Source organism: Pseudoalteromonas rubra (assembly GCF_005887115.1).
Lineage (GTDB): Bacteria > Pseudomonadota > Gammaproteobacteria > Enterobacterales > Alteromonadaceae > Pseudoalteromonas > Pseudoalteromonas rubra_F.
Window position 1 is genome coordinate 149,337 of the sequence record NZ_PNCJ01000017.1, and the last position, 13,765, is coordinate 163,101.

12 protein-coding genes are annotated in these 13,765 nt (G+C 49.6%); 7 read left to right on the forward strand and 5 right to left on the reverse strand.

The genetic code is table 11. From position 1 onward, the window contains the following. Window positions 1-25 precede the first annotated feature (25 nt). The gene (locus CWB98_RS12865) at window positions 26-748 is read right to left on the reverse strand and encodes a glycerophosphodiester phosphodiesterase (protein ID WP_138545239.1); all 723 of its coding nucleotides are present in this window, start codon (window positions 746-748) and stop codon (window positions 26-28) included. Beyond that, window positions 745-1,608 carry a DMT family transporter gene (locus CWB98_RS12870; RefSeq protein ID WP_138545240.1) on the reverse strand — a complete coding sequence of 288 codons (864 nt, stop codon included), beginning with the start codon at window positions 1,606-1,608 and terminating at the stop codon, window positions 745-747. The genes CWB98_RS12865 and CWB98_RS12870 overlap by 4 nt, the downstream gene beginning before the upstream one ends. Window positions 1,609-1,854: 246 nt before the next feature. On the opposite strand from CWB98_RS12870, the gene CWB98_RS12875 reads away from it, so the two are divergent. The 3 genes from CWB98_RS12875 (at window position 1,855) to rlmB (ending at window position 7,331) form a co-directional block, all read left to right on the forward strand. Next, the gene (locus CWB98_RS12875) at window positions 1,855-4,017 is read left to right on the forward strand and encodes an ATP-binding protein (RefSeq protein ID WP_138545241.1); all 2,163 of its coding nucleotides are present in this window, start codon (window positions 1,855-1,857) and stop codon (window positions 4,015-4,017) included. 84 nt (window positions 4,018-4,101) lie between these two features. After that, on the forward strand, window positions 4,102-6,588 hold the full coding sequence (gene rnr / locus CWB98_RS12880; protein WP_138545242.1) for a ribonuclease R: 2,487 nt from the start codon (window positions 4,102-4,104) through the stop codon (window positions 6,586-6,588). 2 nt (window positions 6,589-6,590) lie between these two features. Beyond that, a complete protein-coding gene (gene rlmB, locus CWB98_RS12885; protein ID WP_138545243.1) occupies window positions 6,591-7,331 on the forward strand; it encodes a 23S rRNA (guanosine(2251)-2'-O)-methyltransferase RlmB in 741 nt (246 codons plus the stop codon). 31 nt (window positions 7,332-7,362) lie between these two features. On the opposite strand, the gene yjjG is transcribed toward rlmB, so the two are convergent. The 3 genes from yjjG to CWB98_RS12900 form a co-directional block, all read right to left on the reverse strand. Beyond that, window positions 7,363-8,058: a pyrimidine 5'-nucleotidase gene (gene yjjG / locus CWB98_RS12890; protein WP_138545244.1), complete on the reverse strand. Its 696-nt coding sequence runs from the start codon at window positions 8,056-8,058 to the stop codon at window positions 7,363-7,365. Continuing rightward, window positions 8,055-8,588 carry an inosine/xanthosine triphosphatase gene (gene yjjX, locus CWB98_RS12895; protein ID WP_138545245.1) on the reverse strand — a complete coding sequence of 178 codons (534 nt, stop codon included), beginning with the start codon at window positions 8,586-8,588 and terminating at the stop codon, window positions 8,055-8,057. The genes yjjG and yjjX overlap by 4 nt, the downstream gene beginning before the upstream one ends. 74 nt (window positions 8,589-8,662) lie before the next feature. Then, complete coding sequence (locus tag CWB98_RS12900) at window positions 8,663-9,562, reverse strand: phosphoribulokinase (RefSeq protein WP_010383702.1); 900 nt, start codon at window positions 9,560-9,562, stop codon at window positions 8,663-8,665. A 169-nt stretch (window positions 9,563-9,731) separates the two neighbouring features. Between CWB98_RS12900 and CWB98_RS12905 the strand changes: the two genes are divergently transcribed. The 4 genes from CWB98_RS12905 (at window position 9,732) to CWB98_RS12920 (ending at window position 13,756) form a co-directional block, all read left to right on the forward strand. Continuing rightward, entirely contained in the window at window positions 9,732-10,604 is an 873-nt protein-coding gene (locus tag CWB98_RS12905) for a hypothetical protein (RefSeq protein WP_138545246.1), read from the forward strand. 77 nt (window positions 10,605-10,681) lie between these two features. Beyond that, entirely contained in the window at window positions 10,682-11,698 is a 1,017-nt protein-coding gene (gene galE / locus CWB98_RS12910; protein WP_138545247.1) for a UDP-glucose 4-epimerase GalE, read from the forward strand. A gap of 206 nt (window positions 11,699-11,904) precedes the next feature. Further along, complete coding sequence (gene dusA / locus CWB98_RS12915) at window positions 11,905-12,918, forward strand: tRNA dihydrouridine(20/20a) synthase DusA (protein WP_138545248.1); 1,014 nt, start codon at window positions 11,905-11,907, stop codon at window positions 12,916-12,918. A gap of 172 nt (window positions 12,919-13,090) precedes the next feature. After that, window positions 13,091-13,756 carry a PspA/IM30 family protein gene (locus tag CWB98_RS12920; RefSeq protein ID WP_138545249.1) on the forward strand — a complete coding sequence of 222 codons (666 nt, stop codon included), beginning with the start codon at window positions 13,091-13,093 and terminating at the stop codon, window positions 13,754-13,756. Window positions 13,757-13,765 lie beyond the last annotated feature (9 nt).

A 13,765-nucleotide genomic window follows, 5' to 3' on the forward strand; every position in this document is an offset into this window, starting at 1 on the left:
ATAATCCGGTGAGTTGTCAGCTCTGTCAATTGGCCTGAGACGAATGGTTAAGCCGCTGCTGAATGACCATTTTGGCGTAACAAGGATAATTACTGAATATGCCGTCTACACCATAATCTAACATTAATTCAATGTCTTTGGCTTTATCGACGGTGTAAGCCAGAACTTTAAGGCCACGCTGTTTGGCATCCTGAACAAACTCATGATTAATGAAATTTTTATCCATATGAATGCTTTGTGCATGAAGCTGCTGAGCAAACTGCGCATAAGTAAGCGGAATTGACGCCGTCAGTGCGCCAATCCTTACCCAGGGCAATTTCTGTTTGAGCCACAATAATTGGTGATGATCAAAAGACGACAGCAATAGTTGGTCTCTGGTTATCACACCACGCTGCACATTGTCTTCTAGGGTTGCTACAAACTTATCCAGACTAAACGTGTGTTTGAGCTCCAGGTTTATGGTAGTTTGCTGACCTATGGTATCCAACACTTGTTGCAGTGTAGGAACCGGCTCGTTATTACTGAGCTTGAGCTGAGACAATGCTTTGCGGCTGGTTTCATTAACTTTACCCCGTCCATTGGTGGTGCGATCCAGCCAGGTATCGTGAATTATGGCGTAATCATCAAGACAACTTTGCACATCGAGCTCTATGCCATCGACGCCCACTTCCAGCGCTGCCTGAATGGCGCTGAGTGAGTTTTCCGGATAGTTTCCACTGGCGCCTCGGTGTGCAAAAACCTGGGTCATAGCTTATTCCTTGTGATCGACCACGTTTCATAGCAGGCTGCACTGACAACCAGAACGCCTCCTGCCAGAGTGGTTAGAGTTATGGTTTCTGCCAACAGCATATAAGCCAACACCGTTGCGTACAAGGGTTGCAAGCAAGAAATCAGCCCAGCGGTTGTTGCTGATAAGTAACGCAAACTGGACGCAAATAAAGCATGCGGGATCGCCGTAAAGACACAGCCTGCCAGGACGATTAGAATAAGATTATCCGTGCTTAATTCTGTTGGTGGGACCTCCACAAAAGCACATAACATCAGTGCGGCTATCAGGGTCTGATAAAACATGGTATGTGGCCCGCCATAGCTAGAAAACAGCTTCTTTTGCAGCAGGTTTCTCAGTGCAAATAAGACCCCGGAAATGACGCCAGTGAGTATGCCCAGTGTGATTTGGTTTCCTGGATCGCTCGATGGCACAAGCAAATAAATGCCAAGCATCACTACGATAGCTGTAAACACATCTTTGCGTTTCAGGCGACTGCGGAAAAACAATGGCTCAAGCAGAACAGTGATCACCGGGTAGGTGAAAAACGCAATCACGCCTACAGCTATCCCGGCCATTTGCATGGCGGCAAAATAAGTAACCCAGTGCAGTCCGACGCATATACCCAGCAGTACCACGACGGCATAATCTTTTGCCGCATTGAGCCTGAACACACTGCCTTTGAAAGCGAGTATACCTGCCAGTGTTGCGAAGGCGATTGCGGTGCGATACACCGTAATATCCAGCGCTGAGAGGGAGATCAACTTAGAAAATAACGCGGTACCACCGAACAGCAGTACAGCCAGATGTAAATTAACTAATGAGGATTGTTCGGGGCGCATAGCGAACTCGGTATGTTTTTCATCAGCTTACCATGGTAAACAGATGTCACTAAAGCACAATGACAAAACATGAGACTCAGGAAAATGTAGGCATGTACACAGTGTAAAAACCGACTATCTAGGTACTTTTTAGGATAAAAGGATGAGGTGTAATCTCGTGTAATGCCGTGTGGATTAGATTTTGCTTCCTGCCAGCACAAAATTAATACTATACTAGTAGTTCTTTTTGACGATGTTTAATGCGGTATGGGCGATCCTAAACAACTTTTACAGATCCTGGCTTTAACTTCGTGCGTGTGTGCGTTGTTTATGATGGTCAACTGGTTTATTCATCGCCGCCTGCTGGGCACCGCATTATGGGCCGGTTTCTCGCTTTGTACTGCCCTGGGATGTATTTTCATCGCCTCCTTTTCCCTGCCAGTGACCTGGACGATTTTTATCCCAAACAGCCTGATCTTAATTGGTTTGTATTGCCTGAGTCGGGGCAGTGAAGCGTTTTTTTCTGTGCCGCGTCTGAGCTGGCCCTGGTGGTTACTTGGCGCCATCTTCTTTCCAGGTTACCTGTACTACACCTATATTGATGCCAACTTTATTGCTCGTGTGGTACTCAACTATCTTGGCTGGGCACTGAGTATGCTCTTATGCCTGCGCGCATTATGGCTGGGTCAGCGGCGTCAGTGGCAGAGTTTTTCTCCGGCACACTGGGCTTTCGCCTTGTCCTGCGTATGCCTGTTTGCAGTTTTTACTGTGCGGGTGCTGATGCTCCATCATTATACCCAGCACGATAGCCTGACGACGAACAATTGGGTGAATCAGTTCTTCTCTGTGTCCGTGATCGTGATGCCTCTGATCTTGTGCTTTTCGTTATGTTTGTTGTGCAGTGGAAGACGTGAAAAAGAGCTCCACGAGTTACGCCATCGTGCCGAGCTGGCAGCACAACATAAAGAGCGTTTTCTGACTTTGCTAAGCCATGAACTCAGAACGCCTTTGAATGCCATAGTCGGACATGCCGAGCTGCTCAAACGCGCGCCTCGTGAGCCAAAACAACATGCGCAGTTTTGTGATGTGATCATCGCTACCTCCATGTCTATGTCCGATCTGGCTAACCAAATTCTGCTGCAAGCACGAGGTACTGTCCCCAACACCACTATTGAACCGGTCAAGCTTGCAAATCATCTGAGCGAGCTTATTACGTTTTTCAAACCCCTGGCAGAGAAAAAGCACTTAACGCTGACACTGACAATGCAAGGCATCGATACCAACTTACAGGTGATGCTGGACAAAGATCCGTTTACTCTGGTGATCAAGAATCTGCTCTCCAATGCCATCAAGTATACGGAGCGTGGAGAGGTGGAGTTGATTGTCTATGGCTATGCGCTTAGCCAGACGCGTCATCAGCTGCGCATTGCGGTGAAAGACACCGGGATCGGACTGAGCCCAGCTCAACAACAAAAAGTGTTTGAACCCTTTGTGACCTTCGGGGCATCGCGTGCTATTGCCGACAGTGCCGGAGTAGGCCTGGCGTTATGCAAGCAGCTGCTGGAGAACATGGGGGTTGACCTGGAAGTCGAAAGTGAGCCTGATAAAGGCAGCGAATTCTTCTTTGAGATGCAGGTTAATTCGGAATTGACTGAGCAACTTGATGTGACAGACAGTAAACCAACCTCACTGGGGGAGCTGTCTGTTTTGGTCGTGGAAGACAACCACCTGAACCGGGAAGTGGTACGCGGATACCTCGATAATCTGGGCCTTTCATACTGCCTGGTTGAAAATCTTGCTGCGGCCCATGCACAACTGGAAAACAGCCATTTTGATGTGATATTGCTGGATATGCATTTGCCGGATGGTCATGGGTTAGAGTGGTATCAGGCAAACTTCAACCAACTACCAGCCTTGGCATCTGCGGTTGTTATGGCGCTGACGGGCGATGTGGACCAGCAAGCCCGGCAGGCGTATCAGCAGGCAGGTATCTATGATTGCCTGGAAAAGCCTCTGCATATCAATGTATTGCGCCAGGCGTTAGAGCGTCTTGTGCAAGAGAACAACAGTGGCCTGGCGGCAACCGAAGCGGCTTATGTTGACCTGGCCTTTGTTGAGCGTCAGTTAGGTGAAACCACCGAACGCTCAGAATTCTCCTCTCGCTTAATGTACCTCAGTGACAGGCTGGACTACGAATTCGCGCAGTTGCGGGGGCTTGCTGATATTCAAGCCGATGAATCTTTACGTGAGAAATTATTGCAACTGGAGCACGAAGTTGAACAGTTAGGGTTGTATGCGTTGCGTCAGGCGTTACACCAGACCAGACGGCGTGCTGCTCAGGAGCGTGACATTGACTGGTCTGCCTTACATCAGTTTGCCAAGCAAAGTGCCTCGGCCCTGCAATCCTGTCACCAGCGCATGAATGCCTGAGTGCTTGAAAAAGCGCAAGGTTAGGTGGGCCATTGGCAGGATTTGAGTTAGAATACAGGTATAACTTCTCTACATACTCAGTGAATGTCTAAACAGGATCCTTATCTCAGCCGAGAACAAGAAAAATACGACAACCCGGTGCCCAGCCGCGAGTTTATTCTTGACCATATTCAGAAAAGCAATAACAAGACTAACTTCAATCAGCTCTGTCAGGACCTTAAGGTCTTTGAAGATGAACGGCAAATCGCGTTTAAACGTCGCCTGAGGGCCATGGAACGTGACGGTCAGCTGTTTTTCAATAAGTTTAAATGTTACGTGATCCCAACCGAAGACGGCCTGGTAAAAGGCCGTGTCATCGGGCACCGAGACGGATTTGGTTTTCTGGAAGTAGAAGGGGAAGCCAAAGACTGGTTTATCACTAAGTATCAGATGGACAGAGTATTGCACGGTGATTGGGTGCTGGCGAAAGCGGGCTCCCGCGGTTCTGGTGGCAAAGTGGATGCGCGTATTGTACGCGTGCTCGAAAAAGAACGTGCACCGCTGGTGGGGCGCTTTTTTGTTGAGCATGGTATGGCCGTGGTTGTGCCCGAAGACCCGCGTATTACTCAGGACATTGTCATTTTACCTGGCAGCGAAAATGGCGCCCGGCATAATCAGATGGTCCAGGTCGAGATCACGCAAAGCCCGAGCAAGCAGATGAATGCCGTGGGTAAAGTCACTGAAGTGCTTGGCGATCATATGGCGCCGGGCATGGAGATTGAGGTGGCGCTGCGCAACCATGAGATCCCCTACGAGTGGCCACAAGCGGTGCTGGATCAGGTCGCTGAACATGGCGAGTTTGTTACCGAGCCCGATAAACTTGGTCGGGTCGATTTACGGGCGCTGCCGCTGATCACCATAGACGGGGAAGATGCCCGGGATTTTGATGATGCAGTTTACTGCGAGCGCAAAAAGTCTGGCGGCTGGCGCCTGTGGGTTGCCATTGCTGACGTGTCTCACTATGTACCTAAAGGTAGTGCACTGGATAAAGAAGCCATTGCTCGGGGGAACTCAGTGTATTTCCCTGAGCAGGTGGTCCCCATGCTGCCCAAAGTGCTGTCTAATGGCCTGTGCTCTTTGAATCCACAGGTGGATCGCTTGTGCATGGTGGCCGAAATGACGGTGTCCGAAGCGGGGCGTTTGTCCGGCTACCGGTTTTATGAGGCCGTTATGAATTCTCATGCCCGCCTGACCTACACCAAAGTCCACGCGATGTTGCAAGGCGATGAAGGATTGCGTGAGCAGTATAGTGAACTATACCCGCATATCAGCGAATTGCACCAGATGTATATGGCACTGAAGTCTGAGCGTCAGGCCCGCGGTGCCATTGAGTTCGAAACTCTGGAAACCCGCTTTGTTTTCAATGCCCATCGTAAGATTGAGTCGATCGTCCCTGTGGTGCGTAATGACGCACACAAGTTGATCGAAGAATGTATGATTCTGGCCAATGTGTCGGCCGCACGCTTGCTGGAAAAACATGAAGCCAGTGCCTTGTATCGAGTGCATGACCAGCCCGATCCGGAAAAGCTCAGCCAGTTCAGGTTATTTTTGCAAGATCTGGGTATTGAAAGCACTCTGGGGCATGAGCCAACCCCGTTAGAGATCACAGAAGCACTGGCTGGTTTGGGGGAGCGTCCTGAGCTTGAGCTTATCCAGACGATGCTTTTACGCTCTATGAAGCAGGCTGTGTACCAGCCAGACAACATTGGTCATTATGGCCTGGCCCTGAAAGCCTATGCACACTTTACGTCGCCAATTCGTCGTTACCCGGATCTGGTGGTGCATCGTGCCATCAAAGGGATTTTGGCGGAGCAGGGACAGCAGGTGTCGGGTGCCTACGTCTATGAAAGTGATGAGGCCGACCAGCTGGGTGAGCAGTGTTCAATGACCGAGCGTCGCGCGGATGATGCCACGCGCGAGGTTGCAGACTGGCTTAAGTGCGAATTTATGCAGGATCATGTCGGTGATGAGTTTACCGGAGTGATCTCCTCAGTCACCAACTTTGGCCTGTTCGTACGACTCGATGAGCTGCAAATCGATGGTATGATCCATGTCAGCAATCTGGGTCATGAATATTTCCATTTTGATGGTGCCAAACACTGTCTGGTTGGCGAGCACAGTCGTAGTGTATTCAGACTCGGTGACAAGCTGAGTGTGGTGGTGAACTCTGTGAGCCTGGATGAACGACGTATCAATCTGGCTCTGGCGGAAGAAGCGGTGCCGGATCGCTATGCCAGACGGCGTCGTAAAACAACGACAGACAGCACGGCTAAAAGTGTTCGTGCACAACTGAAAGACGGTAAAATCCCAGGCAAAGACAGCAAAGCTGACAAAGACGCGAAAGCGCTTAAAGGCGACGGTAAAAAGCCGAAAAAGAGCAAGAAAACCACGCCCAAAGGCAAGGCTAAAAAAGCCAAGCAGGCAGCTACTTTGACCTCAAAGAAGAAAGCTAAGAAAAGTGTCAGCAAGACCAAGGCAAAGCGGCCGGGGAAAAACGCGCGTAAAAGAAACAAATCGAGTGCGGGAGCATAATTTTGAGTAATGAATTAATCTATGGTTTCCATTCTATCGAAGCCATTTTATCCACTACCCCAGAGCGTTTTTTAGAGATCTATGCGTTAAAAGGGCGAGACGACAAACGCCTTAATGCGGTAGTCAATGAAGCGCGCAAGTTCGGTATTTCAGTCCAGTTTATGCAACGTAAGGCGCTGGATAACAAAGCCAATGGTGAGCAACATCAGGGGATCATCGCCAATGTGAAAGCCGCCAGAATCCTCAATGAGCGCGATCTGGATGAGATCTTAGCCAGAGAGGCTGCGCCGTTCTTTTTGGTACTGGATGGCGTTACCGACCCACACAACCTGGGTGCCTGTTTACGTAGTGCTGATGCTGCGGGGGCGCACGCCCTGATCGTGCCAAAAGATAAATCTGCAAAACTAAACGGCACGGCCCGAAAGGTGGCGTGCGGGGCGGCAGAAACAGTACCGCTTATTCAGGTAACCAATCTGGCGCGTACCCTCAGAGACATCAAAGAAGCGGGTGTCTGGGTTGTTGGAACCGCGGGTGAAACAGATACTGAACTGTTTGATGCCAGTCTCACAGGTCCTATTGCTGTGGTGATGGGAGCCGAAGGTGATGGTATGCGCCGGCTAACGCGCGAACATTGCGATGTTTTAGTGAAAATACCTATGGTAGGCACAGTGTCCAGCCTGAACGTGTCGGTGGCCACCGGCATTTGCCTGTTTGAGGTGTTGCGTCAGCGAAATGCTCAGTAGCCCCGTGCTTTGAGGTATGAGAAAGGCAAGCTTAGCTTGCCTTTTTTGTCTCTGAGTCCAGTAGCAGAGTCTGCAACTGAGACAGGGTATCGACCGTATAGGTCGGACTGATCTCTGCCGGGCAAGTGGCACCAGGGTGGCGCAGCCAGCAGCTGTCGATACCAAAACGGTTGGCACCCAGCACGTCACTGGCGGGGGTGTCGCCAACCATCAGCACTTTCGATTTATCCGGATTGCCCAGTAATGACAGGGCATGTTCAAATACTCTGGAGTCGGGTTTAGCGACGCCTACCTGCTCAGAGATGACAATGCTATGAAAATAATCTTTAAATCCAGTATGTGCCAGGCGTTTTTCCTGAAGGGCTGTAAAGCCATTGGTGATGATAGCCAGGGTGGCTTTGCCTTGCAGTGCATGCAGCAATTCAGCTGCCCCTGGCAACGGGTTACATAACTCAGCCATGGCTTCCAGAAAGCCCAGGTTGAGGGTTTCCGCCGGCACATTCAGGCGTTCGGCCCAGAATTTAAATCGCGTCACCTGCAGGGTTTTTGCATTGATTTCGCCGTTCTGATATTGCACCCATAACGGTTTGTTGATGCGTTGATATTCTTCATTATCGGCTTCGCTAAAGTCCACGCCATAGCGGGCAAACAGGGTTTTCAGGCCTAAAAAGGCATTGAAACTGAACAGGGTCTCATCGGCATCGAAAAGAATATGGGTATATTTCATGAATACAGCTCTGCATGATTAAAGGGAGCCATTGCCAGCAACAGGGCTTGAGTGTAAGCACTTTCCCGGGTTGCCAGGTGATTGGTCAGTAACCCAATCGCCCCGCCTTTTTGTTTAATATTGTCGGTATCGAACATACGGTCCATGACATGGCCCAATTCTTCACCGCCAAGCAATGCATCATAAATGCGTTGTGGTAGTGGCAGATTGGCGCTACGACCTACACTTTCTTTTTGTCCGTCAGAGATCACCACAAAAGCAAAAGTAGCGGGGCCATATGTAAATTGGTGGGCACCGCCCTCCATTGCACAGTAATAATCGGCTGTGTGATGGTCAACTAAGTGATACACACGATTTTGTGCACCCAACAGAGTGTCCGGCTCTCCCAATGGCTGGTCAGCGACCCCACTTGGGGCATGCAATCCCTCACACTGGATATCGTGATCTGGGTAATACTGCGTAAATATTTGCCGTGCGGCATTGATCTTAACCGGGTTCTTTGACCCGACGAGTACCTTAATAACTGCCATCAGTGATGCCCTGAAAAATCGCTAGTGTAACGGCTGTGGTAGCACGGCTGCAAGCGGGGAAGTGTAATCAAGCGTTAAACCGGTAGGTCGAGTGGGACGATCTGCTCAAGAGCTCGTTTTTTGGTGAGTAAGTCTTTGATAAGTGGAGTTAATACCAGCTCCATCGCCAGTCCCATTTTACCACCGGGGACAACCAAAGTGTTCACTCGGGACATGAAGCTGCCCTGGATCATCTGCAGATAGTATGGGAAATCTACGTCTTTAATATCCCGAAAGCGGATCACCACAAAACTCTCATCCAGTGATGGGATGTCTTTGGCGCTAAATGGGTTGGAAGTGTCTACAGTCGGAACGCGCTGAAAGTTGATATGGGTACGCGAAAACTGCGGCGTGATGTGGTTAATGTAATCATCCATACTGCGCACAATGGAAGTCATTACCGCCTCTCGTGAGTGGCCTCGCTCATGGGTATCCCGGATCAGTTTCTGGATCCACTCCAGATTGATAATGGGTACCATGCCTATCAGCAAATCAACATGGTGGGCGACATCGTGCTCTTCGGTAACAATGCCACCGTGCAGGCCTTCATAAAACAGCATATCACTGTTGCTATCCAGTTCCTGATATGGGGTGAAAGTGCCGGGTAACTGGTTATAGGGCACAGCGTCGTCAAACGTGTGCAGATAGCGCCGGACTTGCCCGGTACCTGTCTGACCATAAGTGGCAAACAACGCTTCCAATGCTGCAAAGTCATTGGCTTCCTGACCAAAGTAACTCAGATGTTTGCCTTCTTGCAGGGCTTCTCGCTTGAGCTTATCCATTTCCGGGCGGGTGTAACGGTGAAAGCTGTCACCTTCTACGATTTCGGCTTTGGCGTCCAGGCTGCGAAAAATGTGCTTTATCGCGGCTGTTGTGGTGGTTGTACCGGCACCAGAACTCCCAGTGATCGCGATGATAGGATGCTTTGCAGACATTTTTTCTCCTTACCTGGCTCAGCTGGACTGAGCGTAACTTCCGATTAACACCTTTCGATGTTACTCGATAAGGGAAAATTCGCAAGGCATTTCGCGGTGACTTGCAGCCAGTGATTGAGTTCCTGCTGTTGCCCGGTATGATAGCGAAAAAAACAAGGAATATAACACAATGACATTGTTGAAAAAGATTATCGCAACCTGGTTACTATTAGGCGTAACGCAGACGTTAAGTGCCATGCCTGCATCACAACTTTGGCTGGCTGAAGAGCAAGAAGGGACGCTATCGGTGACACCAATCAGTGCGGCGGATGGTTATCACAACCAACCTTTGGTTGTCGACAATGGTGTTTATTTCACCCAGCAAGTATCTAGTGTGGATGGGGCACAAACAGATCTGTTTTTCTACGACTTTACCACTCGGATAGCGCGTAATCTGACAAATACCCCAGTATCAGAGTACTCTCCGACATTATACCCATATGGTGACGGCCTCTCAGCGGTGGTGGTTGAAGCCGATGGCTCACAAAAACTCTGGTATTATCCATTTTCCAAGGAACAGTCGCCTCGGCGTCTGTTCGCCCATATTGCGCCAGTGGGGTACCACGCCTGGGGTGAGAATGAACAGCTGGTGATGTTTGTTCTTGGTGAACCGCACACTCTGCAGTTCACAGATTTAAAAGGGCATCTGCCGAAAGTCGTAGCCAGTGATATTGGCCGTACACTGGCTTATAACGCCGCACGAAAAATCTACAGCTTTACCTATACCGATCTGGGACAGCAATGGTTTGCCAGCTTGGATGCGCGAACCCAGGTTGTCACCAGGCACTTCGCATTACCAGCCCAGGTGAATTATTACACCTGGTTTGATGACAACACGGTAGCCTATGCTGTGGCAGGTCGAATTTATACGCGTCACATAGATAATCCTGAGCAGGTCAATATATGGCGTAATTTGTCAGCATATTGTCCGGGTACAATCTCGCGATTGAGTAAACACCGAGAGCGGCTGGTATTTGTGTGCGATTCTGCCAAGGCGAAGTAATGCAATGCTGGCCAATCACTGACACATAGGACATGATCAATTACAATGAACACAATTATTTATTCAGGAAAAGAATTATGACCGTCTTAGTTACCGGTGGTGCCGGATATATAGGCTCGCATACTGTGTTGGAGTTACTTTCTGAAGGAAAGGACGTCGTCATTGTTGACAACTTGAGTAACGCATCACAGCAGTCATTGCAACGAGTAGAGGCCATAACCGGACGACATGCAACCTTCTATCGCGGTGATATCTGCGATAAAGCCTTTCTGGATCATGTGTTTTCTCAGCACAAGGTCAGTCAGGTTATCCACTTTGCTGGCTTGAAAGCGGTGGGTGAATCAGTGCAAAAACCGGTTGAGTACTATCAAAATAATGTTCAGGGAACGCTCACCTTACTCGATGCGATGCGCGATGCTGGTGTGTTTCAGTTGGTGTTTAGCTCATCTGCGACGGTGTATGGAGACCCTGCCAGTTTGCCCATTCGTGAAGAGTTCCCTGTCGGTGGTACTACCAACCCTTATGGTACGTCAAAACTGATGGTGGAGATGATCCTACAGGACTTAGCTAAATCTGATGAGCGCTGGGCATTTGCTATCTTGCGCTATTTTAATCCGGTTGGCGCGCACGTTTCGGGTCAGATTGGCGAAGATCCCAATGGTATACCTAACAACCTGTTGCCTTACATTGCTCAGGTCGCGGTGGGCAAATTGGCACAGTTGGGCGTATTCGGAGATGATTACGATACCCATGACGGCACAGGGGTAAGGGACTATATCCATGTGGTTGACCTGGCCATTGGTCACCTTAAGGCATTAGATAAGATTGCTGAGCAGTCCGGTACACATATCTACAACCTGGGTACAGGCAATGGTTATTCGGTATTGGATATGGTGAAAGCCTTTGAAAAGGCAGCGGGAAAACCCATTAACTATGAAATCAAACCACGCCGCGACGGCGATATTGCGGCGTGTTACGCCGCGCCTGAAAAAGCCCTCAATGAGCTGGGTTGGCGTGCTGAACGTGGTATTGATGAAATGATGCAGGACACCTGGCGCTGGCAAAGCCAAAATCCGAACGGGTATGAAGGTTAAGCCTCAATAGGCGGTCCATCGCGGTCGCCTACTTCCCAATCTCTCTGCGCTGGATGAAACTCATCACAACAGCGTGTATAATTCTTCCCTTATCTATTTTGATGACCACAAGCGGCGCCTTATTTGCAGAACATGGGCTGGGATGTGGTTTGTTTATTGACGCTGGTGGCGGTTTGGAACCGTGATCGGAGCGTTTCAGAGGTAGTATGATAAACTCAGATAAAACAGGCGTTAGCCCAGTAAATGCAAGCAATCCGGCGTTTCGCCGCTTCTCCGTTGCACCTATGCTCGATTGGACGGACCGCCATTGCCGGACGTTTCACCGTAAGCTGACCAAACACGCGGTGCTTTATACAGAGATGATCACCACAGGTGCTATTATCTTTGGTAAGGGCGATTACCTGCACTTTGGTGAGCATGAAATGCCTGTAGCATTGCAGCTGGGTGGTTCTGACCCTAAAGCGCTGGCTGAATGTGCTAAGCGTGCCGAACAATACGGCTATAACGAAGTAAACCTCAATGTAGGTTGTCCGTCGGATCGGGTGCAAAATGGTCGCTTTGGCGCGTGTCTGATGGCTGAACCTGAGCTGGTAGCTGAGTGTGTTGCAGCGATGAAAAGCGAAGTGTCTATTCCGGTGACAGTGAAAACCCGTATTGGGATTGATGAGCAGGATTCGTATGAATTTCTGACTCAGCTGATTGAGACTTCAAAGGCTGCCGGCTGTGATGACTTTATCATTCACGCTCGTAAGGCCTGGCTGCAGGGCTTAAGCCCGAAGGAAAATCGTGAAATTCCGCCTCTGGATTACCCCCGTGTGTACCAGCTGAAGCAGGATTATTCCGATCTGCACATCAGTATTAATGGTGGTGTGAAAACTATTGAAGAATGTCAGCATCATTTGGCACATCTGGACGGCGTAATGATTGGCCGGGAGGCTTACAGCAACCCGTTTATGCTGTCTGAAGTTGATAGCGCCCTGTATGGCGCGCCCGCATTTACTCAGACTCGCCATCAGGTCGTTCGTAGCATGTATGACTACATTGAGTCGGAAATGTCTAAAGGGGCAAACTTCTGGCACATTGCCCGCCATATGTTGGGCATTTTTCAGAATCAGCCGGGTGCGAGAGGCTTCCGTCGTCACTTGTCTGAAAATGGTCATGGTAAGAGCGCCGATATCAGTGTGATGGAGAAAGCCCTGACCTTTGTTCCAGAGCTCTAATATTAATGTGGTCAAAAAGGCTAATTATGAGTCTTTTTGACCAGTTTGCTCTTATAAAATTCCCTTATTTCCTTTCCTCTTACTTTCTAACTTTCTGATCTATATAAGCAATTTTCTTTTGGCACAAACCTTGGAATAAGTTTAATCACATTAGCTTATCAAGGAGCCTGTCATGGCCTTAATCGACCGAATTGAAGATTTAATCAAAGCCGAGTTCAATGCATTGCTCGACAAAGCGGATGATCCTAAGAAAGATCAGCGCCAGCTACTCTCTCAGCTGGAGGAGGCGCTCAATGAATGTCGCAGCACAGTGGTTCAGGTGATCTGTGAGCAAAAAGCGCTGGCTCGCCGAGAGCAGGCACTGGCCAAAAAAGCGACGCAATGGCAGCAGCAGGCTGAATACGCGCTGCAAAAGGAGCGTGAAGACCTGGCCCGTGCTGCATTGCTGGAAAAACAAAAATGTCAGGAAGCACTGCAACAGAATGAAGATGAAGCGGCACAGCTGCAACAGGCTTACGACAAGCTGGAGCAGGATGCACAGACGCTGACAGAAAAGCTCAATCAGCTGCGAAATAAAGAAGCGCAGCTGGCGCGCCGCGAACACACCGCCACCACCCAGCTAAAAGCCCGTAGTGTGGCAAGTCAGCAGTCGATAGACGCGGCTCTGGCTCGTTTTGAGTGTCTGGAGCGCAAGGTTGAACGGGTTGAAGCTGAGGTAGACAGTTATGAGCTGGTCAGCAAAGAACAAGCGCAATGGCAGGCGCTGGAGACATTGGCACGCGAAGAGCAAGTCGATAAGGCGCTGGCCGAATTGAAACAAAAAACACACCCAGCTTAAGTGTTGGCA

Bases quoted from the DNA above. Each gene is read 5' to 3' on its own strand.
- CWB98_RS12865 (WP_138545239.1), bottom strand. From the start codon at position 748: ATGACCCAGGTTTTTGCACACCGAGGCGCCAGTGGAAACTATCCGGAA.
- yjjX (WP_138545245.1), bottom strand. From the start codon at position 8,588: ATGGCAGTTATTAAGGTACTCGTCGGGTCAAAGAACCCGGTTAAGATC.
- dusA (WP_138545248.1), top strand. From the start codon at position 11,905: ATGATAAACTCAGATAAAACAGGCGTTAGCCCAGTAAATGCAAGCAAT.
- CWB98_RS12920 (WP_138545249.1), top strand. From the start codon at position 13,091: ATGGCCTTAATCGACCGAATTGAAGATTTAATCAAAGCCGAGTTCAAT.
- yjjG (WP_138545244.1), bottom strand. From the start codon at position 8,058: ATGAAATATACCCATATTCTTTTCGATGCCGATGAGACCCTGTTCAGT.
- CWB98_RS12900 (WP_010383702.1), bottom strand. From the start codon at position 9,562: ATGTCTGCAAAGCATCCTATCATCGCGATCACTGGGAGTTCTGGTGCC.
- CWB98_RS12905 (WP_138545246.1), top strand. From the start codon at position 9,732: ATGACATTGTTGAAAAAGATTATCGCAACCTGGTTACTATTAGGCGTA.
- rnr (WP_138545242.1), top strand. From the start codon at position 4,102: ATGTCTAAACAGGATCCTTATCTCAGCCGAGAACAAGAAAAATACGAC.
- galE (WP_138545247.1), top strand. From the start codon at position 10,682: ATGACCGTCTTAGTTACCGGTGGTGCCGGATATATAGGCTCGCATACT.
- CWB98_RS12870 (WP_138545240.1), bottom strand. From the start codon at position 1,608: ATGCGCCCCGAACAATCCTCATTAGTTAATTTACATCTGGCTGTACTG.
- CWB98_RS12875 (WP_138545241.1), top strand. From the start codon at position 1,855: ATGGGCGATCCTAAACAACTTTTACAGATCCTGGCTTTAACTTCGTGC.